The following is a 21,299-nucleotide window of genomic DNA, read 5'->3' on the forward strand; positions in this document are numbered from 1 at the left end:
TTGACGCTATTGCGTGGACTTCCCGGCACGTGAGTGGCATAAATGCCACATGTCGAACATTTCACGCCATCGAGGTGCTGAGGCTCCCCACAAAGTGATGATCCTGGCGTTCCCCGAGGTCGTCGCCTTCGACCTGGCGACCGCATCCCAGATATTCGGCTTCCGTGGCGAGGACGAGTACGAAGCACTCGTGGTGGGGACGACTTCCACGGAGGTTCTTACCTCTACCGGGTTCACGATCGGTGGGGTCAGCCGACCGGAGGAGATCCTGCATGCGGACACCGTGGTTGTCCCGGGCTTCAACAGGTCTCTGAACCCGGCTGACCGGCCGACCCGAAACGCCCTTTCACTATTGCGTCAGGCACATGCTCATGGTGCGAGGGTCGTCTCGATCTGCACCGGCGCTTTCGCGCTGGCTGCGGCGGGGCTCCTGGACGGCCGCACGGCGACGACCCACTGGAAGGAGGCGGACGAACTCCAGCGCAGGTACAGCGACGTCCACGTAGACCCTGGGGTCCTCTACATCGACCACGGAGACGTCGCCACCAGCGCAGGGGTCGCGGCAGGCATCGACCTGTGCCTGCATTTGGTACGCCGCGACATGGGGGAGCAGGTCGCCACCCGGATCGCTCGACGAATGGTGGTGGCCCCGCAGAGGATCGGCGGCCAGGCACAATTCATCGACCGTCCCTCGCCGGAACCGCGGGGCGGTATCGCGTCCGTGGCGCAATGGATGACCGCACACCTCGGCGAACCACTGTCGACCTCGGATTGTGCGGCACGCGCGGGAATGTCCGTGCGGCACTTCCAGCGTCGGTTCACCGCGGAGGTCGGGGTACCGCCCGCCGAGTGGCTCACCCGGCAGCGGGTTGCGGAGGTGCGTCGGCTGCTTGAGGTCAGTGACCTGACGATCGGGGCCATCGCACACCGGACCGGAATGGGGACAGCGACGAGCCTGCGCCGGCACATTCTGCGTGAGTTGGGGGTCACTCCCACCGCCTACCGGCAGAGTTTCGGTCAAACCCACCACCCACCGGACTACTGCCGGTAGTCCGCCAGGAAGTTGCCCATGCGTTCCATCGCCGTGGCCAGCACCTGCTCCTCGGGCAGGAGCACGATGCGCAGGTGGTCCGGCGTCGGCCAGTTGAAGCCGGTGCCGTGGACGAGCAGGATGTGCTCGCGCTCCAGCAGGTCCATGACGAGTTTCTCGTCGTCCCGGATCTCGTGGACGTCGGGGTCCAGGCGGGGGAAGGCGTACAGCGCACCGCGCGGTGTCACACAGCTCACCCCGTCCATGGAGTTCAGGGCGTGTTCGACCACGTCGCGTTGCCGGGTGAGTCGACCCTCGGGCCCGGTGAGCGTACCGATCGAATGGTCGCCCTCGCCGGTCAGGGCGGCGACGATGGCGTGCTGGCCGGGCACGTTGGCGCACAGTCTGGTGGAGGCCATGAGGTCCAGGCCGTGCAGGAAGTCGGCGGCGTGCTCCTTCGGCCCGGTGACGACCATCCAGCCGGCGCGGTACCCGGCCAGCCGGCTGCTCTTCGACAGTCCGGAGTAGCTTAACGTCAGCACGTCCGGCGCGACCGCCGCCAGGTGGGTGTGGGCGGTGCCGTCGTAGGTGATGGCGTCGTAGATCTCGTCGACCAGCAGGGTCAGGGAGTGCTTCCGGGCGAGCTCGGCGATTCCCTCCAGGATGTGCGGCGGGTACACCGCACCGGTCGGGTTGTTCGGGTTGATGACCACGATGGCGGTGGTGCGCGCGGTGATCCGGGCCTCCATGTCTGCCAGGTCGGGGTTCCACCCGTCGTCCTCGGCGCAGCGGTAGTGCACGGGTGTGCCGCCGGCGAGGGTGACCATGGCCGTCCACAACGGGTAGTCGGGGGCGGGGATGAGGATCTCGTCGCCGTTGTCGACCAGCGCCTGGCAGGTCATGGTGATCAGTTCGCTGACCCCGTTGCCGAGGTACACGTCTTCGCGGCGCAGTTCCGGGAAGCCGGGGATCTCGGCGTAGTGACCGGTCACGGCGTCGAGCGCGGCAGGCATGCCGTGGGAGTCGGAGTATCCGTGGGAGGTCGGCAGGGCGCGCGCCATCTCCTCGGTGATGTGCGGCGGGGCGGTGAAACCGAAGGGCTGCGGATTGCCGATGTTGAGTTTCAGCACGTCCACCCCGGCGCGTTCCATCTCCGCGGCGCGGGCGGCGACGGGACCGCGGATCTCGTAGAGGACGTTGCGGAGTTTCGAGGACTGCCGGACGCTACGGCGTGGGTGCCCGGTTCCGGTCGGTATCACTGGTGCGTACTGTGCGGTAGCGCTACTATTCACTGTCATGGCCCAGAGTAGCAGTGCGCAGAGTAGCAGTGCCCAGTTGGTGACGGAACTACGCCGCTGGATCGACGGTCGCGCGCCCGGCACACGACTGCCCGCCACCCGCACCCTCGTCCGTGACCACGAGGTGGGGCCGGGGACCGTGCAGGCCGCCCTGCGCGTCCTGGCCGCCGAAGGGACGGTGGAGACCCGCCCCGGCGTCGGCACCTTCGTCACCGAGGGGGCGGGCGTCAGACGCCTGCGCCCCGCGGACTACTCTTGGCAGGCCGGGGCGCTGGGCGCGGCGAACCCGGCCACCGCCACCGGCGACGGCCCGCTGCGTCCCACCCCGGACGACGCCGTCAGCCTGCACAACGGCTACCCGGACCGCCGGCTGCTCCCCGAGAAGCTCGTGCGCCAGGCGCTGGTCCGCGCCGCCCGTGGCGAGTACGCCGTCACCGCCGCCCCGCGTTCCGGGCTGCCCGGGCTGCGCGCCTGGTTCGCCCACGAACTGGGACGTCACACCCCACCGGGCACCGCCCCGGCCGCCGCGGCGGACGTCACCGTGCTGCCCGGCACGCAGAGCGGCCTAGCCGCGATCTTCCGCGCCGTCGCCGCCCCCGGCGACCCGGTGGTCATCGAGTCGCCGACCTACTGGGGCGCGATCCTCGCCGCCGGGGAGTCCGGCGTGCGGCTCGTGCCCACCGGCGGCGGGCAGGACGGCCCGGACCCCGTCGAGCTCGACCGCATCCTCACCCGCACCGGCGCGCGGGCCTTCTACGCCCAGCCGCGCTACGCCAACCCCACCGGCGTGACCTGGTCACAGGCCACCCGGCGCGGGGTCATCGAGGTGCTGGCCCGCCACGGTGCCTTCCTCATCGAGGACGACTGGGCCCACGACTTCGGCATGACCGACCTCCCCGAACTGCCGCCGTTGGCCGCGCTCGACGACGCCGGACGGGTGATCTACCTGCGCTCGTTGACCAAGAGTGTCTCGCCCACGCTGCGGGTCGGCGCGGTGATCGCCCGCGGCCCGGTGGGCGGGCGTATCCGCGCCAACGTCGCGGCGTCCACCATGTACGTCAGCCCGGTGCTGCAGGCCGCGGCGTTGGACGTGGTCGGCCAGCCGGCGTGGCGAACCCACCAGCGCTCCCTTCGCGCCCGGTTGCGCTCGCGGCGTGACCTGCTGGTCGACGCGGTGCGAACCCACCTGCCGGAGGCGGTGCTCACCCGGGTGCCCGCCGGTGGGCTGAACCTGTGGGTTCGCCTGCCCGACGGCACGGACCTGCACCGTCTCGTGGTGGAATGCGAACGAGCCGGGGTGCTCGTCGCCTCCGGTGACGGACTGTTCCCGGCCGAACCCGCCGGCCAGTTCGTGCGGCTCAACTTCGCCGGGCCCGACCCGGCACGCTTCGACCCGGCGGTCAGGACGATCGCGGAGGTGCTGCCGCGCTGTCGCTGAATTGCGCGCTGAGCCCTTCCAGCAGGACGGCGACGCCGTCGTCGTCCGCGGCGGCGGTGACCTCGTCGGCGGCGGCGCGCACGTCCGGCCCGGCGTTGGCCACGGCCACGCCGCGTCCGGCCCACCGCAGCATGGGGATGTCGTTGAGGCCGTCGCCGACGGCGAGGACCTCCCCGGGTTCCACGCCCAGGTGCGAGCACAGCCGGGCCAGGCCGGTGGCCTTGGACACCCCGGCGGCCATGAGTTCCACGAACGGGGCGCCGGACATCGTGAGCTCCACCCCCGTGTCCTCGGCCCGCACAGCCAGCAGTGCGCTGACCTTGTCGAACAGGACGTCCACCGGGACGTCCGGGTCGCGGAAGACGAGTTTCACCGCCGGTGCGTCCACCAGGTCATCGACGGTGGCGCGTTCCATCGACGCCGGGTCGCGGCTGTGGTCGGTGGCAGAGGCGAGGGCTGCGTAGTCGTCCTCGGCGATGAACCGGGCCCCGCACTCGCGCACGGCGGCGAAGCAGGCGCGCGGGAACCCCGCACGCACCGTGGCCACCACCCGACGCAGCGCGTCCGGCGTGGCCGCCGTGGCGAACAGGGGTTCTGCGCTCCGGTCGTCGGAGGTGCCCAGGTGGACGGCGTAGGCGCCGTTGCCGCACACGGCCCACCAGTCGAAACCGGTGCGCGCGTTCACCGCGCGCACGCCGACGACGTTGCGGGCGGTCACCGGCACGACCGTGATCCCGGCCCGACGCGCCGAGCGCAGCGCGGCGACGGTGCGGTCGCTGACCGTCCGGTCACCGCGCAGCAGCGTGTGGTCCAGGTCGGTGGCGACCAGACGGATCACCGGACGCTCACTCAGGCGCCTCACCGGGGACGAGGGTGCCGAGCTCGCCGCCGTCCTGGTCGAGCACGGTGAGCGAGTCACCGTGCAGCTCCACGGTGCTGACCCCGAGCAGCCACTGCGACCAGCCGTCCCCGCAGGCCATCATCGTGGTGGGGAAGGGGGCGACGCTCGCGCCGCCGGTCTCGCCGCCGGTCTCGCCATCGCTCTCGTAGGTGCTGCGGATGCCGTTGCAGGCGTCGCTGCCGGTCACCCCGCCCTCACCGTCGAAGGTGAGGTAGCCGTTGCCGTCGGGGTCGACCCACGTTCCTGTCAGGGACGAGTCAGGATCTGGGGCAGTCACTGTGGTGGCCTCCGTGCTCGGTGTGGTGGTGGAAGACGCGCCGCCCCCGTCGGTGTCGCCGCCGCAGGCGGAGAGGCCCACGGCGAGGACGGCGGCGCCGAGCGTCGCGACGAGGGCGGAACTGCGGCGGCGGTGCATCAGATCTCCGGGCGCAGGGCGCCGAGGACCCCGCCGTCCTCGTCGTGGACGACGAGCAGCGCACCGTAGTGGTGGACGCTGGCGGCGCCCTGCAGCCAGTCGCTCGTGGGCCCGGGGCACGCCATCAGCGTGGAGGCGAACGGCTCGACCTCGGCGACGTTGCCGTCGACGGTGTAGGACGAGGCGACGCCGTTGCACCCGTCGGTGCCGGAGATCCGGCCGTCGTCGAAGGTGAGTTCCGCGGCACCGGTGGGGTCGACGTCGACCCAGGTGCCGGAGAACGGGGCGTCGGGGAGAGAGGACTGCACCGGCTCGGCGGTGGCCGCCGGGGCACCGGCGAAGCCGACGAGGGCAGCTGTGGTCGCGGCGGTCATGGCGCCGGTCAGGATCTTTCGCGTGAGGGTCATTGGGATCCACTCCTCGGTGGGTCTCGGGGAGATGTACAGAGTTGTACAGGTTCTTACCGGACTCAATCGTCCGGCTCGGCGGCCATGTTAACTGCCCGAGGCCCCGGTGACGTCAGCGAGGGCGTCGTCGCGCAGGAAGTCGCCGGCCATCTCCACGGCGGGGCCGGAGGAGTCCGCGCCCTCGATGAACACGCAGAAGGCGATGTCGCCGACGGTGCCCACGAACCAGCCGTGGGCGTCACCCTCGCCGACCTCGGCGGTGCCGGTCTTGCCGCCGAGACCGTCGATGTCACTCAGCGACGACGCCGTTCCTGAGGTCACCGCCTCGCGCATCATCGAACGCAGGGAGTCGACGACCCCGGAGTCCAGCGGCTCCGGCTCGGCGCCCGTCTCCCCGTCCTCCCCGTCGGCGGTCGTCGCGGTGGTCTCCTCACCCTGGATCACCGAGGGGGTCACCATCGACCCGCCGTTGGCGACCGAGGCCTCCATCAGCGCCAGCCCGAACGGCGAGGACAGCACCTCACCCTGCCCGATCGCGGCCTCCACGCGTGCCGCACCGGGCTCGGTGACCGGCACGGACCCGGTCATGCTGGTCATGCCCGGGGCGTCGAAGTCCACGCCGAGGCCGAGCTGCATCGCCGTGTCCTTCATGTCGGAGGGCTCCAGGTCACGCGAGATCAACGCCTGGGTGGTGTTGCAGGACTCGGCGAAGGCGGTGTGCATGGGCACCGTGCCCAGGTCGAAGTCCTGGTCGTTGGGGATGACCCGGCCGTCGACCTCGACCTCGGCGGGGCACTCCACCTCGTCGTCGGGGCCTACGGTGCCCCGGCCCAGCGCGGCGGCGGTGGTCACCGTCTTGAACGTCGACCCGGGCGGGAACTGCCCGGTCATCGCCGGGGTGCCCTGCCCGTCGGCGGCGCTGTTCTGCGCGGAGGCCAGCAGCCCGCCGGTCGACGGGTCGATCGCCACGATCGAGGCGGCCCGGTCCTCACCGTCCATGGCGCGTTGTGCGGCGGCCTGGATGCCCATGTCCATCGTGGTGCGCACCGGCTCGGACTCCGCGGGCGCTTCCTGGCCCAGCACCTCGCCCTCGAGCCCCTGCTCCTCGTCGGCGGTGGTGGTCAGCGTCCAACCGGCGGTGTCGTCGAGACGCTGCTCCCAGTAGGCGCGCAGGTCTCCGTCGACCGGGGAGGACGTCCCGGAGGACGACAGCAGCCGGCCCTCCTCCCGGGACTCGACCCCGGGGACCGCGCCGAGGGCGTCGGCGACGTCCCCGGCGTCCTCCGGACGCAGCGAGAACAGCGTGGTCGCCTCCTCGCCGGCCTCGGTGATCTGCGTGGCGACGGAGTCGGTGTCCAGGTCGTCGATCGCCGGACGCGCCGCGTCGGCAATGGCGGACGCCTGCTCCTGCGGCTCCATCTCCTCGGTGGCCGCGGCAGTGAACACGGTCACCGTGGTCCACGACATCTGCGCGTCATTGCGCGCGTCGAGGACGGGCAGGTCGAAGGCGCGGTCGTCGGAGTAGGACACGGAGGTCTGCGGTGTCAGCGCGGAGTCGAGGATCTTCGGGTCCCACACCACCGGGTCGTTGCCGCCGTCGGTGGTGCCCAGCGAACCCTGCGAGGTGACCTCGTCGCCGGAGGGCACGGTCCACGTCGCGGTGGTCGCGCTGTCGTCGAGTTCGAGGTGGAGTGTCGTCTCGCCGATGTTTCCCTCGAGTTCGGTGAGGTACTGCTCCGCGGCCTCGGGGTCGTCGGTGTGCTCGGCGGCGCCGGCCCAGTCGCCGGCGTTGACCAGGTCGACGAACTCGTCGGTCGGCGAGTCGCTCCACGGCACCGAACACCCGGCCAGGACCAGGGCGCTGGCGGTGAGGCTCGCACCCAGGCTGGCCCTGACGGTGCGGATCGCCGTGACGGACGTGGGACGGTGGGCAGGCTTCGTCATAGCGCCAATGGTAGAGGCAGCCGCCGGGTATCGTGAACCGCGTGAGTGAATACGCAGACGTCAGCGCCGTCACCCGGACCGGCGAGAACCAGTGGAGCGCCGACATCGACGCGGGGTGGACGATCCTCGGCAACCCGAACGGCGGGTACCTGCAGACCGTCATGGCCCGCGTCGCCGTCGCGGTGGCGTCCGGGCGGGACGCCCACCCGCACGTCGTCGCGGCGTCCTCCCATTTCCTGCGCTCTCCGCGCCCCGGCGCGGTGGAGCTGACCGCCGAGCTGCTGCGCGCCGGACGCACGACCACGCAGGTGCGCGTGCGGATGAGCCAGCAGGGCGAGATCACCGGGGAGTCGCTGTTCACCCTCGGGGCGTTGGGGGACGCCGCGGTCGACTGGGCCACCGACGACCTCCCCGACCCGGGCGCGGGATTCGACGACTGCACGCGGTACGTCCCGCCGCGCGAGCAGTTCCCGGTGGAGATCCTCCACCACGCCGGGCTGTACCTGCACCCGGGGCAGAGCGCGTTCACCGAGGTCATCGCCGACTCCGCACCCCGTGGTCTCGGCGAGGTGCGGGCCTGGGTGGAGTTGCCGGACGGGGAGGACTTCACCCCGGAGTCGCTGCTGCTGGCCGCGGACATCCTGCCGCCGGCGACGTTCGACGTGCGCCCGGGCGGCTGGGTGCCGACCATCGAACTGTCCACCTACGTGCGGGCGACGCCGGTGCCCGGCCCGGTGAACGTGCTGCTCAAGGCGAACCTGGTCCAGGGGGACCGGGTCGACGAGTCCGCCACGGTGTGGGACGCCGACGGCAATCTCGTGGCCCAGTCCCACCAGTTCGCCGGCATCCGGTTCAGTTAAGAATGAGAAGGAGGCTTGCGCGATGAAGTACACCCACGGACATGGACCGGCCGTGCTGGCCAACCACCTGACCCGCACCGCGCAGGATTCGTTGGCGTTCGTCCTGCCGCACCTGCACCGTGACTCCCGCGTGCTGGACGTGGGCTGCGGTCCCGGATCGATCACCCTCGACGTTGCCGCCATTGTCGCCGGACTCGGCGGGTCGGCGTCGCAGGTCACCGGTGTGGAGAACACCGACGAGCCCCTGCGCGCGGCCCGTGGGCTGGCCGAGGAGCGCGGCATCGGCGCGCAGTTCGCGCTCGGCGACGCCCATGCGTTGCCCGTCGCCGACGGTTCCTTCGACGTGGTCATCGCCCACCAGGTACTGCAACATGTGGCCGATCCGGTCGCCGTGCTGCGCGAACTCGTGCGCGTCGCCGCCCCGGGCGGGGTCGTCGCGGTGCGCGACGCCGACTACGCCGGCATGTTCTTCCACCCGCAGCCCGAGGGGCTGGTCGGGTGGCAGCGCGACTACCGTCGCCGAGCCCGTGCCAACGGCGGGGAGCCGGACGCCGGACGCCTGCTGCCCGCCTGGGCCCGGCAGGCCGGCCTCGGCCCCGGGCAGCTGGGTTTCACCACCTCGACGTGGACCTACACCCACGGCGCGGGGGCGTCGTGGCTGGCGGACAGCTGGATCCGCCGGACCCAGGCGGCTGAGTCTGCTGAGGCAGCACAGGTGCAGGACGCCGCGGGGATCTGCGCCGGCTGGCGTTCCTGGGCGGCGGACGAGGCGGCGGTCTTCGTGATGCCGCACGGGGAGTTGTTGATCCGGGTGTGACCTGATGGAAGACTGGGCGCATGAGTAACCAGCAGCCCTACCGTCCTGACCAGAACCGTGGCTACGGTCAGCAGAACCAGCCGACGCGGCAGTACTCGCCCCAGCAGCCGCAGCAGGGGCAGGGCTACCAGCAGCAGTACCAGCCCCAGCAGCCTCCCCGGCAGCAGCCGGAGAACCTGTTGGCCGGACGCTTCGACACGAAGAAGGTCGTCATCAACCTGGTGATCCTCGGCGTGCTGTGCGCGGTGATCTCCTTCGCGATCCTGCTGGTCGTCGACCTCATCGTCTCGGCGATCACCGGGTGGGCGGCCCAGGGCCCCGGCGCGGCGGTGGTCTACGGGCTGATCGCCGGCATCGTCGGCGTCCTCGCCGGACTGCTGTACATCCCGGTGGTGGGCACGGGCAACGAGAACCTCTTCGGTGCGGCGATCCTGGCCCTGGCCATCGCCGCCGGGGTGGTCTACGTGCTGCTCGGCGGCCTGCTGGACGGCGACTGGAACACGCTCCTCACCCTCGGCGCGATCCTGTGCACGGCGGGTACCGCCTACGTCGCACCGGCGCGTATCGAGTCGGCACGTGTGAGGTGACCGGACATGGCCCCGTCAGCGTCCCAGGATGACCTCCGGGCGGAGATTCGTCGTGTGGAGCGCGGGGCGGGGGTCGGGTGGCGCCGCATCGTGACGGTGTTCGAGGACGCCGGGGGCGCGCGGTTGTCCCACGCCGAGCTGGCTGCCGCGGTGCACCCGTTGATGGTGGGGCAGGGGCTGGACAACCCGGGGTGGTGGGGCCAGGGAGCCACCGTCGCCTACGAGAAGCAGATCGGACGACGGGCCACGGGCCAGTCGAGCGGGGGAGATTTCCAGGTCGCGGCGTCGCGCACGCTGGAGGTGGCGGCCGTGGTCACCGACGGTGACGCGGGTGTGTGCGTTGTTCGCGACGTGGTCGGCGCGCTGGTGTCGGGGGAGGGGACGTCGCTGCGTCCGGTCGGGGAACCGCGGGTCTCCGACACACCGAAACGGTCCTACTGGCGTAGCGCCCTCGACGACGGGACGTCCTTCGAGGTCGCTGTCGCGCCGAAGGACGCCGCGGCGCGGCGTGTCGTGGTCACGCTCACGGTGACGGGGATGGCGTCCGCGGGGCAGCGCGAGGACGTCCGCAGCGTCCTGAAGGAGGTCCTTGCCTCTGTGTGAGGTGGGTGTACGATACCCACACACAGTTGGCTGAAGAGAGGCAAACCTTTGACGGGCACGATGCTGGATATCCCCTTGTTCGACGTCGCGGACTGGCGTGATGCACCCGCGGACCGGCGTAGGGCCCTGGCGGACCGCCTCGACCGGGCGATGAAGGACTCCGGGTTCTTCATGGTCTCCGGCCACGGCATCGACCCGTCACTGTCGTCGGAACTACGCGCGGCCGCCGCAGAGTTCTTCGCCCTGCCGGACGATCTCAAGGAGCGCTACCGCACGGTGGTCGGTGGACGCGGTTGGATCCGCACGGGCGACGAGGCGAACGCCTACTACGGCGACGTCCCCGACGTCGACAAGGCCGACCTCAAGGAGACGCTGACCTTCGGCCGTGAGCACGCCACGGGGGACGCCGACATCGACGAGACGTACTTCCGCGCCAACGTGTACCCGCAGGAGGTCCCGGCGCTCGAAGCGCTGGTGTCGCGCTGGGCCGAGGCGGCGCGTGCGCTGTACCGCGACCTGCTGGAGATGCTCGCCACCGCCCTCGGGCTCGACGAGGGCTACTTCGTCGAGCGGGCGGGGGATTCGCCGCACACCTTCAACATCAACCGTTACCCGGCGTTGTCGGTGGTGGGGCGGGCGAAGGAGGGGCAGTACCGTATCGCCCCGCACACCGACTGGGGGCTGGTCACCATCCTGGACCGTCAGCCCGGCTACGGCGGACTGCAGGTGCAGGGTGCCGACGGCAGGTGGCAGGACGCCCCGTTCGTGGAGGGGGCGTTGACGATCAACATCGCCGACCTGCTGGCCCGGTGGACGGGGGACCGGTGGCGCTCGACCCGGCACAGGGTGCTCGCACCGAGCGAGGACGCGCCCTCGGAGGAGCTGTACAGCATCATCGCCTTCATGGAGCCGGACATGACGCAGGTCGTCGAGCCCCTCGCGCCTCCCGTCGGTGGTGGGGCGGTCTACGCGCCGGTGCGTGCGGCGGACTACTTCACCGAGCGCAACGCCGCCGCGTCGGTGAGCTGAGCGGGGTCTGCCGGGTAGCAGTCACTGACCGTCCCCGTCGATGGCGGCGTTGAGACGCTCGACCTTTCCGGTGATCTCGCCGTCGTGCCCGGGCCGCAGGTCGGCCTTGAGCACCAGCGACACCCGCGGCGAGTACTCGCCCACGGCCTCGCAGGCGCGCTTGACGACGGGCATCACCTCGTCCCATTCACCCTCGATCGTGGTGAACATCGACGTGGTCTCGTGGGGCAGCCCGGACTCCCGGACGACCTCCACGGCCTTGGCCACGATGTGGGCCATCGAACCGTCTGGTTCCGGGGTGGTCGAGGGGGCGATGGAGAATGCGAAGAGCATGGCCCTACATCCCCAGCTTGTCCAGGGCGGTGCGCAGTCGGTCGACCGCGCCGTCCACGTCGGCGAGCTTGTCCAGGCCGAACAGGCCCAGGCGGAAGGTGGAGAAGCTCTCCGGCTCACCGCACTGCAGCGGGACACCGCCGGCGACCTGCACGCCGGCCTCCTTGAACTTCGCGCCGGACTTCACGGCAGGGTCGTCGGTGTAGGCGACGACCACGCTGGGGGCGGCGAACTCGCCGGTGGCGATGGCCTGGATCCCGTGCTCCTCGAGCAGCGCGCGGACCTTGGTGCCCAGTTCGATCTGCGCGGCGCGCAGGTTCTCCAGGCCACGTTCGCGGGCCTCGACCATCAGCGCGGCGTTGTGCGCGAGACCGTCGGTCGGCAGGGTGGCGTGGTACGGGGTGCGACCCTCGCCGTACTCGTCGGTGATGAACAGCCACTTCTTCAGGTCCACGGCGAAGCTGGAGGACGTCGAGGCGTTCACGGCCTTGCGCGCGGCGGGGCTGAGCATCACGTAGCCGGCGCAGGGAGTTCCGCTCCAGCCCTTCTGCGGGGCGCTGACCAGCACGTCCACCCCGGTGTCGGTCATCGAGACCCAGGACGCTCCGGAGGCGACGCAGTCGAGGACGACCAGGGCGCCGACCTCGTGGGCGGCGTCGGCCATGGCGGTGAGGTAGGCGTCGGTGAGCTGGATGCCGGCGGCGGTCTCGACGTGCGGTGCGATGACGATCTCGGGACGCTCACGGCGGATCGCGGCGGTGACCTCGTCGATCGGGGCGGGCCCCCAGGTGGACGTCGGCTCGTAGCCGGTCTGACGTGCCTTGAGCACGGTGACGTCGTCGGTGATGCGTCCGGCGTCGATGATCTGCGACCAGCGGAAGGAGAACAGCCCGTTGCGGACGATGAGGGTGCGCTTGTCGGTGACGAGCTGGCGGGCGACCGCCTCCATCGCGTAGCTGCCGCCCCCGGGGACCACGGCGACGGTGTCGGCGTCGTAGGCGCTGATCAGAACGTCGCGGATGTCCTGCATGACTGTGGTGAACCGTGCCGACATGTGGTTGAGGGATCGGTCGGTGAAGACGACGGAGTACTCGAGGAGGCCGTCGGGATCGATATCATCGTGTGGGAGCTTCATGGTCATATTCTCCCACATCGTGAACTCAGTTTCAGCAGGAGGGGCCGGACTGCGGCACAGTGGTGGCATGACGATCTTCCACATTGCACGGGTCCCTGACTGGACCGCCGCCCTGGAGACAGGGGAGTACCGGGTGTCCACGGTGGGGCTGTCCGTGGACAGCGTCGGCTTCGTCCACGCTTCGACTCGGGAGCAGGTCGGGCCGACCGCCCGCAGGTTCTACCGCGACGAGGACGCCGCCCTGTGCGTCCTGGTCATCGACGACGACCGCGTCCGCGCGGCCGGCACAGAGGTCCTCGAAGAGGACGCCGGTGACGGGCAGAACTACCCGCACATCTACGGTCCGGTGCGTCCTGACTGGGTGACCGAGGTGCGTCCGGCGTCTTTCGGGCAGGACGGCCGCTTCATCTGGTGACAGGGCCTGGCCAGCAACCTGTCAGTCGTCACGGACGGGCAGGCCAGGGCGGTTCCCTAGCCTGATGGACCGTCCCTCGTCACCGACCTGATGGAGTGATCCGCCCCACCATGACGATCTCCGCACCGCACGACACCGCCGTCAAGACTCGCGGGAGTCAGCCACGTGACCAGCCCCGTGACCAGCCGCAGAGCAGGGCTGGACGCATCGCCGCGGTGAGTGCGCTCGTCATCGGGGTCGGGTTGCTGGTCTGGCAGTGCGCATGGGTGCTGGGATATGCGCGCGACAGCTACCTGCTGGATCTGGGCGTGTTCCGGGACACCGGGCAGGCGATCGTCGACGGTGGGGGACTCTACGGCGACGACCTGGACTCCCGCACCGGCTTCCCCTTCATCTACCCGCCGCTCGCGGCCGCCCTGTTCGTCCCGCTGACCTGGTTCAACGACCAGACCATGGAGATGCTCTGGACGCTGGCCTCGGTGGTGGCGTCCTGGGCGGTGCTGGCGATGGCTGCCCACCGGCTGCGACTGCGGTGGGCGCCGCTGGTGGCGCTGCCGATGCTCGGTCTCGCTCTGTGCATGGAGCCGCTGCGGGCGAACATGGAGTTCGGCCAGATCAACGTCTTCCTCGTGCTGCTGGTCACGGCCGACGTCCTCGGGTTCACGCCCCGTCGGCTGCGTGGTGTCGGGGTGGGTCTGGCGGCCGGCATCAAGATCACCCCGGCGGCGTTCGCCCTGGTGTTCCTGGTGACACGTCGGTGGGGTGACCTGGCGCGCTCCGCCGGGACGTTCCTCGTGACCGCCGCACTCGGCTGGCTGATGCGCCCCGGCGAGGCGGTGTTCTTCTGGACCAGTGAGTTCTTCGACGACGAACGCGCCGGCCCGCCGTCCTTCGAAGCCAACCAGGCGGCGACCGGTCTGCTCACCCGGGCGGGGATGGACGGCGACCTGGCGCAGACGGTGATGCTGCCCGTCCTGCTCGTGGTCGCGGTGGCCGCGGGCTGGGCCTCCCGGCGCCTGCTGCGCGCTGGACGTCCGGTGACCACGCTGCTGCTGCTCGTCCTGGCGGTGAGCGTGGCGGCACCGTACGCGGTGACGCACCACTGGTCGGGCGTGATCGTGGCCGTGGCACTGCTTGCCTCCCAGCTCCTGGGTGGTGCACGCGACTGGCCGACGACCACGGCGGCGGCGCTGCTGGTGGTGGCGAACGTGTTTCTGCACTACAGGATCGCCGACTGGGGGTGGGTACAGGACGCGGTGGGGCAACCGTGGATCCTGGCCAACGCCCAGGGCGTGGCCGGTATCGTGGCGCTGCTGCTCCTGCTCCTCGCGGCCTGGCGTGCGGTGCCGGAGGAGAGCGTGGCGCAGGCGACCGAGTTGGAGGACGCCGTGCGCTGAGCGGGACTCACCCGATGTGGACACCAACCGGACGCACCGGACGCACTGCCGCCTGCCGCTGCATCCGCAGCAGCAGGTCGGTCAGGTTTCCGGACGCTGCGGCCGGATGTTCCGGGTGCCACTGCACCCCGGTCACCGGGGCGGTCTCGTGGACCACCGCCTCGACCGTGCCGTCGGAGGCCCGGGCGACGACCCGCAGCCCCGGTGCCAGCCGGTCCACCGCCTGGTGGTGGATGCAGACGGCAGGGCCGTCGGGGACGATCCCCGCCGGGCCGCCGGCGAGGCGCGTGAACACTCCGGGGTCCGGGCCGTCCTCGCGTCGGTGGTTGGCACCGTGCGCGCCTGCACAGGTGGGCAGGCTGCTGGACATGTCCTGCACCAACGTGCCGCCGAGCGCGACGTTGACCAGCTGCATACCGCGGCAGATGCCCAACACCGGCACTCCCTCGGCCACCGCCCGGGTCACGACCCGGATGTGGGTTTGGTCGGCGGTGGTGAGGTGACGTCCGGCACCGGCGCAGGACGCCCCGGCACCGTAGAGCGCCGGGTCCACGTCCTCCCCACCTGCCAGGACTATCATGTCGGCACTCTCAGCACTCTCAGCACTCTCGGCGCTGTCGGTACTGTCACCTGCGATGAACTCCACCCGCCACCCCAGGTTCCGCACGGCCGCGGCGATGCGGTCGTTCAGCAGGTCGAGCAGCGACTGAAAGGCGGGGTCGTGGGGACGGTGGTCGCTCGGGTGGTGGACGGCCACGGTGGGTGGGGTCACGTGCGTTCCTCCGGGTAGGCGGTCACGGCCAGGAACCTGATGGGCAGTTCGGTCAGCTCGACGGGACCGTGGACTCCCTCACCGTCCAGGAGCAGGGCGTCTCCGGGGCGCATCCGGTAGTCGGTGTCCTGGTGGCGGTAGGTCATGTCGCCGTCGAGCATGTAGATCAGTTCGGTGCCCGGGTGCTGGAAACGAGGGTGCGTCTCCGAACGGTCGTGCAGGGTCACGAGCACCGGCTCAAGGTGCGGCCCCGAGGAGGTGTCACCGTGGCCGCGGAAGGATCCGAGCAGTTCGTAGACGTGGTTGTGACGGGTTCCGCGACCGCTGATGCGGGTGCCGGTGCCGGCGGGGGTGTGGGCGGCGGGGCGTTCGACCTGTGCGTCACGGAACAGGGTCGGCACCGGGACGTCGAGTGCCTCGGCGAGGTGCGCCACCGAGGTCAGTGAACAGGAGGTCTGGGCGTTCTCGATCTTCGACAGCATCGCGCGCGACAGTCCCGAACGTTCGGCCAGGCCGGTCAGCGACATACCGCGCGAGGTGCGCAGCGCGCGCACGCGACGTCCCAGGCTGACCTCGATCGCCCGGTCGTCGGCGCGGGATTTCGCGGCGGACGCCGGGTCGATCTCATGGTCCTGTGCGGTGTCCTGTGCTGTGTCCTGTTCAGGGTTCGGCATGGGGTCAGATCCTATCCTCACCGCATCTCGCCGGCACCTACGTAGGGGTGCAGGCTGCGGGTCAGGTCATTCTCGGCGAAGCGCCCCAGTCGGAAGTCGGACGCCGGGACGTCCGCGTCCGACGATGCTCCGTCCAGCAGCAGGTCGGCGACGGCCGGGGCGATCTTGTAGCCGTGTCCGGCGAAGCCGACGGCGAGGAACAGTCCGTCGACCCCGGACGGCCCGATGATCGGGTTGTAGTCGGGGGTCGTGTCGTAGCAGCCGGCGTAGGACGAGCTGAGCGCCGGGTTCGGCATGTCGGGCAGACGGTGCATGAGCTTGCCGATGGTCCACTCGACGAAGTCGTCGTCGGCCCTGTTGCGGTAGTTGTCCGGGTCCGCCCAGTGGGGATCGCGGTGGTCGGAATTGCCGCAGAGGATTTCGCCGTTGGGTTCACCGCACAGGTACTGCAGGCTGACCAGGTCGGAAAGTACGGGGACGCGTCCCAGGTCGGCGCCGGGGGAGACGAGCATCAACTGGGCGCGTTGGGCGTGCACCGGCAGGTCGAGGCCCACGGTGGAGCCCAGCTGCCGGGCCCAGGCGCCGGTGGCGAGGATGACCTGACCGGCACCGACGGTGGAGCCGTCGGCGAGGGCCACACCGGTGACCCTGTCGTCCGCGCCGCAGGTGAAGCCGGTGACGTTCACGCCGCTGCGTACCGTCGCGCCCTGCCGGCGGGCGGCGACGGAGAAGGCCATGCCGAGCATCGGGGCGTCGCCGCGTCCACCGAGCGGTCCGTAGGCGATGGCGTCGAAGTCGTCGACACGCAGGCCGGGCCACAGTTCGCGGGCGTCGTCACCGGTGATGAAGGAGACGTCGATGCCGAGACCCTGCTGCATGGCGACATTGGCCTTCAGCGCGTCGGAGTTCTCGGCGCCGACGCCGACCATGTACCCGCAGTTGCGGAAGCCGCAGTCGTCGCCGAGGATCTCCTCGGCCCGGTGGAGGAATTTTGTTCCGTTCCACCCCATCTTCGCCACCGACGGGGTGCCGTAATGCGAACGAACCACGCCGGAGGACTTGCCGGTCATGCCGCCGCAGAGTTGCCCGCGTTCGAGCACGAGCACGCTCTTCTCCCCGCGGGAGGTCAGCCCCCAGGCGATGGCGAGGCCTTCGAGACCGCCGCCGACGATGACGTAGTCGTAGTTCGCGGTGTTTTCCGTGCTCTTCGTGCTGGTCGTGGTGCCCATCTTCGGATGCTCCCTGTTGTGGTGGCCGGGTGGCTGGGTTATCGTGGGGGTGATTCTTCTTGTGAATCAAACGATACTGACATGAAACACTACACATGTGACGGGGACGTGACGAGTGCGTTGCGACCCTGAGGAGAGGACCACCGGCATGAACGGGATCAACGAACTCCGGGACCCCGACGCCGCCCTCGGGCGCTTCCACCGGATGTGGGCGCAGCTCGCCGAGATCGGCGTCACCGAATCCGGTGTACGACGTTTCTCCTGGACCGCAGAGGACCGGGCGCTGCGGGCGTGATTCACCGCGCAGGCCCGGGAGCGCGGCATGCACGTGGCCACCGACGCCAACGGCAACCTGCGTGCCTGGTGGGGCGAGCCGCGCGAGGGCTCCGTGGTCACCGGCTCGCACCTGGATTCCGTGCCGGACGGGGGACTGTGGGACGGCCCCCTCGGCGTGGTCCTCGGCTTCCTCGCCGTCGATGAACTGCAGGCCGCGGAACAGGCGGGCTCCTTCGCCGCACCGCGGTCCCTGGCGGTCGTGGACTACATGGACGAGGAGGGTGCACGCTTCGGCGTCGCCTGCCTGGGGTCCAAGCTGATGAGCGGGGCGATCGACCCCGCCACCGCCCGCGCACTCGTCGACGCCGACGGGGTGAGCCTCGCCGAGGCGATGACCGCCGCGGGCGCCGACCCGCAGGACGTGGGGGAGGACCCGCAGGAGCTCGCGCGCATCGGTGCACAGGTCGAGGTGCACGTTGAACAGGGGAGGAACCTCGCCGGACGTCTCGACGCGGCCGTGGGCGTGGCCTCGGCGATCTGGCCGCACGGGCGGTGGGAGTTCGTCTTCGACGGCGTCGCCGACCATGCGGGGACCGCGCGTCTGGAGGACAGGAAGGACGCCGCGTTGCCGTTCGCCGAGACGGTGCTGGCGGCGCGCGCGGCCGCCGGAGCGCTGGACGCCCGGGCCACCTTCGGGCGCTTCCACGTCGAACCTGCCGGCCCGAACGTGGTTCCCGCCCGGGTCGTCGCCTTGCTCGACGCGCGCGCCGCCGACGACGGCACCCTGGCGTCCCTCGTCGACCGGGTGGCGCAGGCCGCCCGGCAGGCGTCCGGGGACCATGGCGTGACCTGCACGGTGACGCGGGTGTCCTACGCGCCCGTCGTGGAATTCGACGCCGACCTGCGCGACGTGCACGCCAAGCTCGCCGCCGACGCGGGGGAGTACCTGCCGGAACTTCCCACCCAGGCAGGTCACGACTCCGGGATCCTGGCCACACGCGTACCGACCTCGATGTTGTTCGTCCGCTCACCGCACGGGATCTCGCACTCCCCGCGGGAGGACGCCGCGGACGCCGACGTCCTGGCAGGACTGCGCGCCCTGGTCAGGTCCCTGGCGTTCCTGATGCGGCAACCTTAATGCGCCCGAAATCAGGGCGAGACCGACGGGAAAATCCCCCGCCATAAAATTTACTTCTGTTCAACACTGGTAACCACCAAGGAGAGTGCCGACATGGCCGAGCAGCCCGACACCACCACACCCGACACGAGCATCAACTTCCGCTACCTCAGCGAACCCGACATGATCGAGGCAGGGGTCCGCGACATCGCCCGCTGCGTGGACGTGATGGAGGAGACCCTCATCCTCCTGAACAGGGGCGACTACATGATGGCCGGACTCAACCACAACTCCCACGGGGCGATGATCTCGTTCCCGGAGAAGCCCGAGTTCGACGGCATGCCGGCCGACGGTCCCGACCGTCGGTTCATGGCGATGCCCGCCTACCTGGGAGGACGCTTCAACAACACCGGCGTGAAGTGGTACGGGTCCAATGCGGAGAACCGCAAGGAGGGACTGCCGCGCTCGATCCACGTCTTCGTGCTCAATGACACGGTGACCGGCGCGCCGAAGGCGATCATGAGCGCGAACATCCTCTCCGCGGTCCGCACCGGTGCGGTGCCGGGGGTGGGCGTGAAGTACCTCTCCAACCCGGACTCGACGACCCTGGCTGTCGTCGGCCCAGGCGTGATGGCGCGCACCAACACCGACGCGATCCTCGCGCTGCGCCCGGGCATCACGACGATCAAGGTGAAGGGCCGCAGCCAGCGTGGTGTGGACTCCTTCCGCGACTACATCCAGGGGGAGTACCCCCGGGTCGAGGTCGTGGGCTGTGACTCGATCGAGGAGGCGGTGACCGACGCCGACATCGTGATGGCCTCGACCACCACCGACTTCGCCGGCCCGTCGGCCTTCCCGTACTTCAAGGAGGAGTGGCTGAAGCCGGGCTGTCTCGTCGCGGCCCCGGCCGCCGCCCGGTTCGACGACGACTTCCTCGCCGGCGACGCCCGCCTCGTCCTCGACGCCTACGGTCTCTACGAGGCGTGGGAGGAGGAGTACGGCGACCAGGCCTTCGTGCTGCTCGGCATCCCGGGGACGAAGTGGTACGACCTGGTGCGTGAGGGAAGTCTCGACAAGTCGAAGATCGAGGTCATCGCCGACGTCGCCGAGGGCAAGGCCCCGGGCTGGGACCCGGAGACCGTCACCGTGTACTCCGTGGGCGGCATGCCCGTCGAGGACGTGGCCTGGGCCACCGACCTCTACGCCACCGCCGAGGAGAAGAACCTCGGCACGGTACTGAACCTGTGGGAGAAGCCGGAACTGGCCTGAACATGCCAGCTCAGCTGATGGTGCGGTCGGCGGTGCCGGCCGGCTCCATCGTCCTGTCGTAGGCCTGTTCGTCGTGGATCGCTGCGTCGATCCCGCGGCCCTCGTCCTCCTCGGTGATGCGGATGGGGTGGATCTTGTCCATCACCCAGGCGATCGCGTAGGTCATCAGGAAGGAGAACGAGACGGTCACCACGATCGCCACGATCTCCCGCCAGACCAGGTCGGGGGAGCCGCCGAAGAAGATCCCGGCACGTCCTGCCGGAGCGGCGGCCGCGCCGAAGAACACGACGAACATGGCACCCGCCATCCCGCCGACGCCGTGGACGGCGAAGACGTCCGCCGAGTCGTCGACGCCGTAGCGTCGTGCCAGCTTGATCGCGCCGAAAGCGGCTGCGGAGGCGGCCATGCCCACGAACACCGCTCCGACGGGGTGGACGGCGTCCGCCACCGGGGTGATGCCGACGAGACCGGCGATCATGCCGGTCCCCAGGCCCATCAGCGTGTAGTGGCCGTTGACGACCCGCTGCATGATGATGAAGCCCAGCATTCCTCCCGCCAGGGAGAGCAGGGAGGTGAGGATCACGTACTGGGCGAGGAAGTTCGCTCCGCCGGCTGTGCCGCCGTTGAAGCCCATCCAGCCCATGGCGATCATGCCCGCGCCGATGAGCATCAGCGGGAGGTTGTGGGGCCGGTGGTCCTTGGTGGCGCGTCGTCCGAGGAAGACGGCCAGGGCGAGGCCCGCTGCGCCGGCGTTCATGTGCACGGCGGTGCCACCGGCGAAGTCGTGCAGGCCGAGGACGTTGATCATCCATCCGCCGGTGGTGCCGGCCTCCTCGTCGTCGGCGGCGAAGACCCAGTGGGCCATGGGGGCGTAGACGAGCAGAACCCAGACGGCGGCGAAGATCATCCAGGCATCGAACTTCATACGGCCGGCGGCGCCGGAGGAGACCAGGGCGACACTGATGGCGGCGAAGAGGGTGAAGAACGCCGTGTTCAGGGTGGTGCCGTTTCCGTCGTCGGTCATGAGGTCGTTGAAGAAGGCGAACTCGAGGGGGTCGCCGATCAGTCGTAGGCCGGCGACGCTGTCGCCGACGACGAGCCCGTGACCGACGATGATGTAGACCACCGTGGTGACCGCCAGCGAGGACATCACCATCATCATCATGTTCAGGACGCTGCGGCCGTTGAGCATCCCTCCGTACAGCATCGCCAGTCCCGGGAACATGAGCAGCACCAGGGAGAATGCGGCGAGGATCCACGCTACGTCTGCAGCAGGCATGAGCACTCCTTCTCGTTGATCGGTGTCCGTTATGTAGGACAAATGTGAATCTACGAGAGGGGAGTTTCCTCGCG

Annotated in this window: 22 protein-coding genes and 1 pseudogene; 12 read left to right on the forward strand and 11 right to left on the reverse strand. The window is 70.1% G+C overall.

The features are described 5' to 3' along the window. The first annotated feature begins 13 nt into the window (after positions 1–13). On the forward strand, positions 14–1,051 hold the full coding sequence (locus ACT3S3_RS08125; protein WP_441579179.1) for a GlxA family transcriptional regulator: 1,038 nt from the start codon (positions 14–16) through the stop codon (positions 1,049–1,051). On the opposite strand, the gene ACT3S3_RS08130 is transcribed toward ACT3S3_RS08125, so the two are convergent. Then, the gene (locus tag ACT3S3_RS08130) at positions 1,039–2,289 is read right to left on the reverse strand and encodes a pyridoxal phosphate-dependent aminotransferase (protein ID WP_301442244.1); all 1,251 of its coding nucleotides are present in this window, start codon (positions 2,287–2,289) and stop codon (positions 1,039–1,041) included. The genes ACT3S3_RS08125 and ACT3S3_RS08130 overlap by 13 nt on opposite strands. Positions 2,290–2,326: 37 nt before the next feature. On the opposite strand from ACT3S3_RS08130, the gene ACT3S3_RS08135 reads away from it, so the two are divergent. Then, on the forward strand, positions 2,327–3,766 hold the full coding sequence (locus ACT3S3_RS08135; protein ID WP_301442243.1) for an aminotransferase-like domain-containing protein: 1,440 nt from the start codon (positions 2,327–2,329) through the stop codon (positions 3,764–3,766). Here the strand turns inward: ACT3S3_RS08135 and ACT3S3_RS08140 are convergent. The 4 genes from ACT3S3_RS08140 to ACT3S3_RS08155 all read right to left on the reverse strand — a co-directional run bounded on the left by ACT3S3_RS08140 (position 3,729) and on the right by ACT3S3_RS08155 (position 7,433). Then, a complete protein-coding gene (locus ACT3S3_RS08140) occupies positions 3,729–4,628 on the reverse strand; it encodes an HAD family hydrolase (protein WP_301442242.1) in 900 nt (299 codons plus the stop codon). The genes ACT3S3_RS08135 and ACT3S3_RS08140 overlap by 38 nt on opposite strands. After that, the gene (locus tag ACT3S3_RS08145; protein WP_441579180.1) at positions 4,612–5,082 is read right to left on the reverse strand and encodes an META domain-containing protein; all 471 of its coding nucleotides are present in this window, start codon (positions 5,080–5,082) and stop codon (positions 4,612–4,614) included. Before ACT3S3_RS08145 ends, ACT3S3_RS08140 begins: the two co-directional genes overlap by 17 nt. Continuing rightward, positions 5,082–5,489: an META domain-containing protein gene (locus ACT3S3_RS08150; RefSeq protein WP_301442240.1), complete on the reverse strand. Its 408-nt coding sequence runs from the start codon at positions 5,487–5,489 to the stop codon at positions 5,082–5,084. Before ACT3S3_RS08150 ends, ACT3S3_RS08145 begins: the two co-directional genes overlap by 1 nt. A gap of 87 nt (positions 5,490–5,576) precedes the next feature. After that, positions 5,577–7,433 (reverse strand): penicillin-binding transpeptidase domain-containing protein, encoded by a 1,857-nt coding sequence (locus tag ACT3S3_RS08155; protein ID WP_301442239.1) that lies wholly within the window; start codon positions 7,431–7,433, stop codon positions 5,577–5,579. Positions 7,434–7,474: 41 nt separating this feature from the next. On the opposite strand from ACT3S3_RS08155, the gene ACT3S3_RS08160 reads away from it, so the two are divergent. From ACT3S3_RS08160 to ACT3S3_RS08180, 5 genes are read left to right on the forward strand one after another with little or no spacing between them, the layout of a single operon-like run. Continuing rightward, on the forward strand, positions 7,475–8,293 hold the full coding sequence (locus ACT3S3_RS08160) for a thioesterase family protein (protein ID WP_301442238.1): 819 nt from the start codon (positions 7,475–7,477) through the stop codon (positions 8,291–8,293). A gap of 22 nt (positions 8,294–8,315) precedes the next feature. Then, positions 8,316–9,110, forward strand: coding sequence for a class I SAM-dependent methyltransferase (locus ACT3S3_RS08165; protein WP_301442237.1), 795 nt, complete (start codon positions 8,316–8,318; stop codon positions 9,108–9,110). Positions 9,111–9,130: 20 nt separating this feature from the next. After that, entirely contained in the window at positions 9,131–9,697 is a 567-nt protein-coding gene (locus ACT3S3_RS08170) for a hypothetical protein (RefSeq protein ID WP_301442236.1), read from the forward strand. Positions 9,698–9,703: 6 nt separating this feature from the next. Further along, a complete protein-coding gene (locus ACT3S3_RS08175) occupies positions 9,704–10,300 on the forward strand; it encodes a hypothetical protein (RefSeq protein ID WP_441579181.1) in 597 nt (198 codons plus the stop codon). Between the two features lie 60 nt (positions 10,301–10,360). Beyond that, entirely contained in the window at positions 10,361–11,329 is a 969-nt protein-coding gene (locus ACT3S3_RS08180; protein ID WP_301442893.1) for an isopenicillin N synthase family dioxygenase, read from the forward strand. Positions 11,330–11,350: 21 nt separating this feature from the next. Here ACT3S3_RS08180 and ACT3S3_RS08185 read toward each other — a convergent pair whose 3' ends face one another. Together ACT3S3_RS08185 and ACT3S3_RS08190 are read right to left on the reverse strand one after the other, a co-directional pair. Beyond that, positions 11,351–11,662: a thiamine-binding protein gene (locus ACT3S3_RS08185; RefSeq protein ID WP_441579182.1), complete on the reverse strand. Its 312-nt coding sequence runs from the start codon at positions 11,660–11,662 to the stop codon at positions 11,351–11,353. Positions 11,663–11,666: 4 nt separating this feature from the next. Next, positions 11,667–12,797: an aminotransferase class V-fold PLP-dependent enzyme gene (locus ACT3S3_RS08190; protein WP_444626668.1), complete on the reverse strand. Its 1,131-nt coding sequence runs from the start codon at positions 12,795–12,797 to the stop codon at positions 11,667–11,669. A gap of 67 nt (positions 12,798–12,864) precedes the next feature. Here ACT3S3_RS08190 and ACT3S3_RS08195 point away from each other — a divergent pair, with 67 nt between their 5' ends. Both ACT3S3_RS08195 and ACT3S3_RS08200 read left to right on the forward strand, forming a co-directional pair. Beyond that, the gene (locus ACT3S3_RS08195; RefSeq protein WP_301442890.1) at positions 12,865–13,212 is read left to right on the forward strand and encodes a DUF952 domain-containing protein; all 348 of its coding nucleotides are present in this window, start codon (positions 12,865–12,867) and stop codon (positions 13,210–13,212) included. A gap of 110 nt (positions 13,213–13,322) precedes the next feature. Continuing rightward, positions 13,323–14,609 carry a glycosyltransferase 87 family protein gene (locus ACT3S3_RS08200; protein ID WP_301442889.1) on the forward strand — a complete coding sequence of 429 codons (1,287 nt, stop codon included), beginning with the start codon at positions 13,323–13,325 and terminating at the stop codon, positions 14,607–14,609. Positions 14,610–14,616: 7 nt separating this feature from the next. Here ACT3S3_RS08200 and ACT3S3_RS08205 read toward each other — a convergent pair whose 3' ends face one another. From ACT3S3_RS08205 to ACT3S3_RS08215, 3 genes are read right to left on the reverse strand one after another with little or no spacing between them, the layout of a single operon-like run. Further along, positions 14,617–15,381, reverse strand: a complete 765-nt coding sequence (locus ACT3S3_RS08205) for a gamma-glutamyl-gamma-aminobutyrate hydrolase family protein (RefSeq protein ID WP_301442888.1) — start codon at positions 15,379–15,381, stop codon at positions 14,617–14,619. Further along, a complete protein-coding gene (locus tag ACT3S3_RS08210) occupies positions 15,378–16,055 on the reverse strand; it encodes a helix-turn-helix domain-containing protein (RefSeq protein WP_444626669.1) in 678 nt (225 codons plus the stop codon). The genes ACT3S3_RS08205 and ACT3S3_RS08210 overlap by 4 nt, the downstream gene beginning before the upstream one ends. 17 nt (positions 16,056–16,072) lie before the next feature. Beyond that, entirely contained in the window at positions 16,073–17,284 is a 1,212-nt protein-coding gene (locus ACT3S3_RS08215) for an NAD(P)/FAD-dependent oxidoreductase (protein ID WP_441579834.1), read from the reverse strand. Positions 17,285–17,432: 148 nt separating this feature from the next. Between ACT3S3_RS08215 and ACT3S3_RS08220 the strand changes: the two genes are divergently transcribed. From ACT3S3_RS08220 to ACT3S3_RS08230, 3 genes and pseudogenes are all read left to right on the forward strand, one after another. After that, entirely contained in the window at positions 17,433–17,579 is a 147-nt protein-coding gene (locus ACT3S3_RS08220; protein ID WP_301442885.1) for a hypothetical protein, read from the forward strand. 12 nt (positions 17,580–17,591) lie between these two features. Then, positions 17,592–18,698: pseudogene (locus ACT3S3_RS08225) on the forward strand (allantoate amidohydrolase); the annotation flags it as partial. A gap of 93 nt (positions 18,699–18,791) precedes the next feature. Further along, positions 18,792–19,946, forward strand: coding sequence for a tyramine oxidase subunit B (locus tag ACT3S3_RS08230; RefSeq protein WP_301442884.1), 1,155 nt, complete (start codon positions 18,792–18,794; stop codon positions 19,944–19,946). A gap of 10 nt (positions 19,947–19,956) precedes the next feature. Here ACT3S3_RS08230 and ACT3S3_RS08235 read toward each other — a convergent pair whose 3' ends face one another. Further along, complete coding sequence (locus ACT3S3_RS08235; RefSeq protein ID WP_301442883.1) at positions 19,957–21,225, reverse strand: ammonium transporter; 1,269 nt, start codon at positions 21,223–21,225, stop codon at positions 19,957–19,959. Positions 21,226–21,299 lie beyond the last annotated feature (74 nt).

It is taken from the genome of Corynebacterium sp. AOP40-4SA-5 (genome assembly GCF_052377355.1).
GTDB lineage: Bacteria > Actinomycetota > Actinomycetes > Mycobacteriales > Mycobacteriaceae > Corynebacterium.

Excerpts from the sequence above, each read along its gene's own strand:
- ACT3S3_RS08135 (WP_301442243.1), top strand. The coding sequence starts at position 2,327 with ATGGCCCAGAGTAGCAGTGCGCAGAGTAGCAGTGCCCAGTTGGTGACG.
- ACT3S3_RS08145 (WP_441579180.1), bottom strand. The coding sequence starts at position 5,082 with ATGCACCGCCGCCGCAGTTCCGCCCTCGTCGCGACGCTCGGCGCCGCC.
- ACT3S3_RS08150 (WP_301442240.1), bottom strand. The coding sequence starts at position 5,489 with ATGACCCTCACGCGAAAGATCCTGACCGGCGCCATGACCGCCGCGACC.
- ACT3S3_RS08155 (WP_301442239.1), bottom strand. The coding sequence starts at position 7,433 with ATGACGAAGCCTGCCCACCGTCCCACGTCCGTCACGGCGATCCGCACC.
- ACT3S3_RS08165 (WP_301442237.1), top strand. The coding sequence starts at position 8,316 with ATGAAGTACACCCACGGACATGGACCGGCCGTGCTGGCCAACCACCTG.
- ACT3S3_RS08170 (WP_301442236.1), top strand. The coding sequence starts at position 9,131 with ATGAGTAACCAGCAGCCCTACCGTCCTGACCAGAACCGTGGCTACGGT.
- ACT3S3_RS08175 (WP_441579181.1), top strand. The coding sequence starts at position 9,704 with ATGGCCCCGTCAGCGTCCCAGGATGACCTCCGGGCGGAGATTCGTCGT.
- ACT3S3_RS08180 (WP_301442893.1), top strand. The coding sequence starts at position 10,361 with ATGCTGGATATCCCCTTGTTCGACGTCGCGGACTGGCGTGATGCACCC.
- ACT3S3_RS08185 (WP_441579182.1), bottom strand. The coding sequence starts at position 11,662 with ATGCTCTTCGCATTCTCCATCGCCCCCTCGACCACCCCGGAACCAGAC.
- ACT3S3_RS08190 (WP_444626668.1), bottom strand. The coding sequence starts at position 12,797 with ATGAAGCTCCCACACGATGATATCGATCCCGACGGCCTCCTCGAGTAC.
- ACT3S3_RS08195 (WP_301442890.1), top strand. The coding sequence starts at position 12,865 with ATGACGATCTTCCACATTGCACGGGTCCCTGACTGGACCGCCGCCCTG.
- ACT3S3_RS08200 (WP_301442889.1), top strand. The coding sequence starts at position 13,323 with ATGACGATCTCCGCACCGCACGACACCGCCGTCAAGACTCGCGGGAGT.
- ACT3S3_RS08210 (WP_444626669.1), bottom strand. The coding sequence starts at position 16,055 with ATGCCGAACCCTGAACAGGACACAGCACAGGACACCGCACAGGACCAT.
- ACT3S3_RS08215 (WP_441579834.1), bottom strand. The coding sequence starts at position 17,284 with ATGGGCACCACGACCAGCACGAAGAGCACGGAAAACACCGCGAACTAC.
- ACT3S3_RS08220 (WP_301442885.1), top strand. The coding sequence starts at position 17,433 with ATGAACGGGATCAACGAACTCCGGGACCCCGACGCCGCCCTCGGGCGC.
- ACT3S3_RS08230 (WP_301442884.1), top strand. The coding sequence starts at position 18,792 with ATGGCCGAGCAGCCCGACACCACCACACCCGACACGAGCATCAACTTC.
- ACT3S3_RS08235 (WP_301442883.1), bottom strand. The coding sequence starts at position 21,225 with ATGCCTGCTGCAGACGTAGCGTGGATCCTCGCCGCATTCTCCCTGGTG.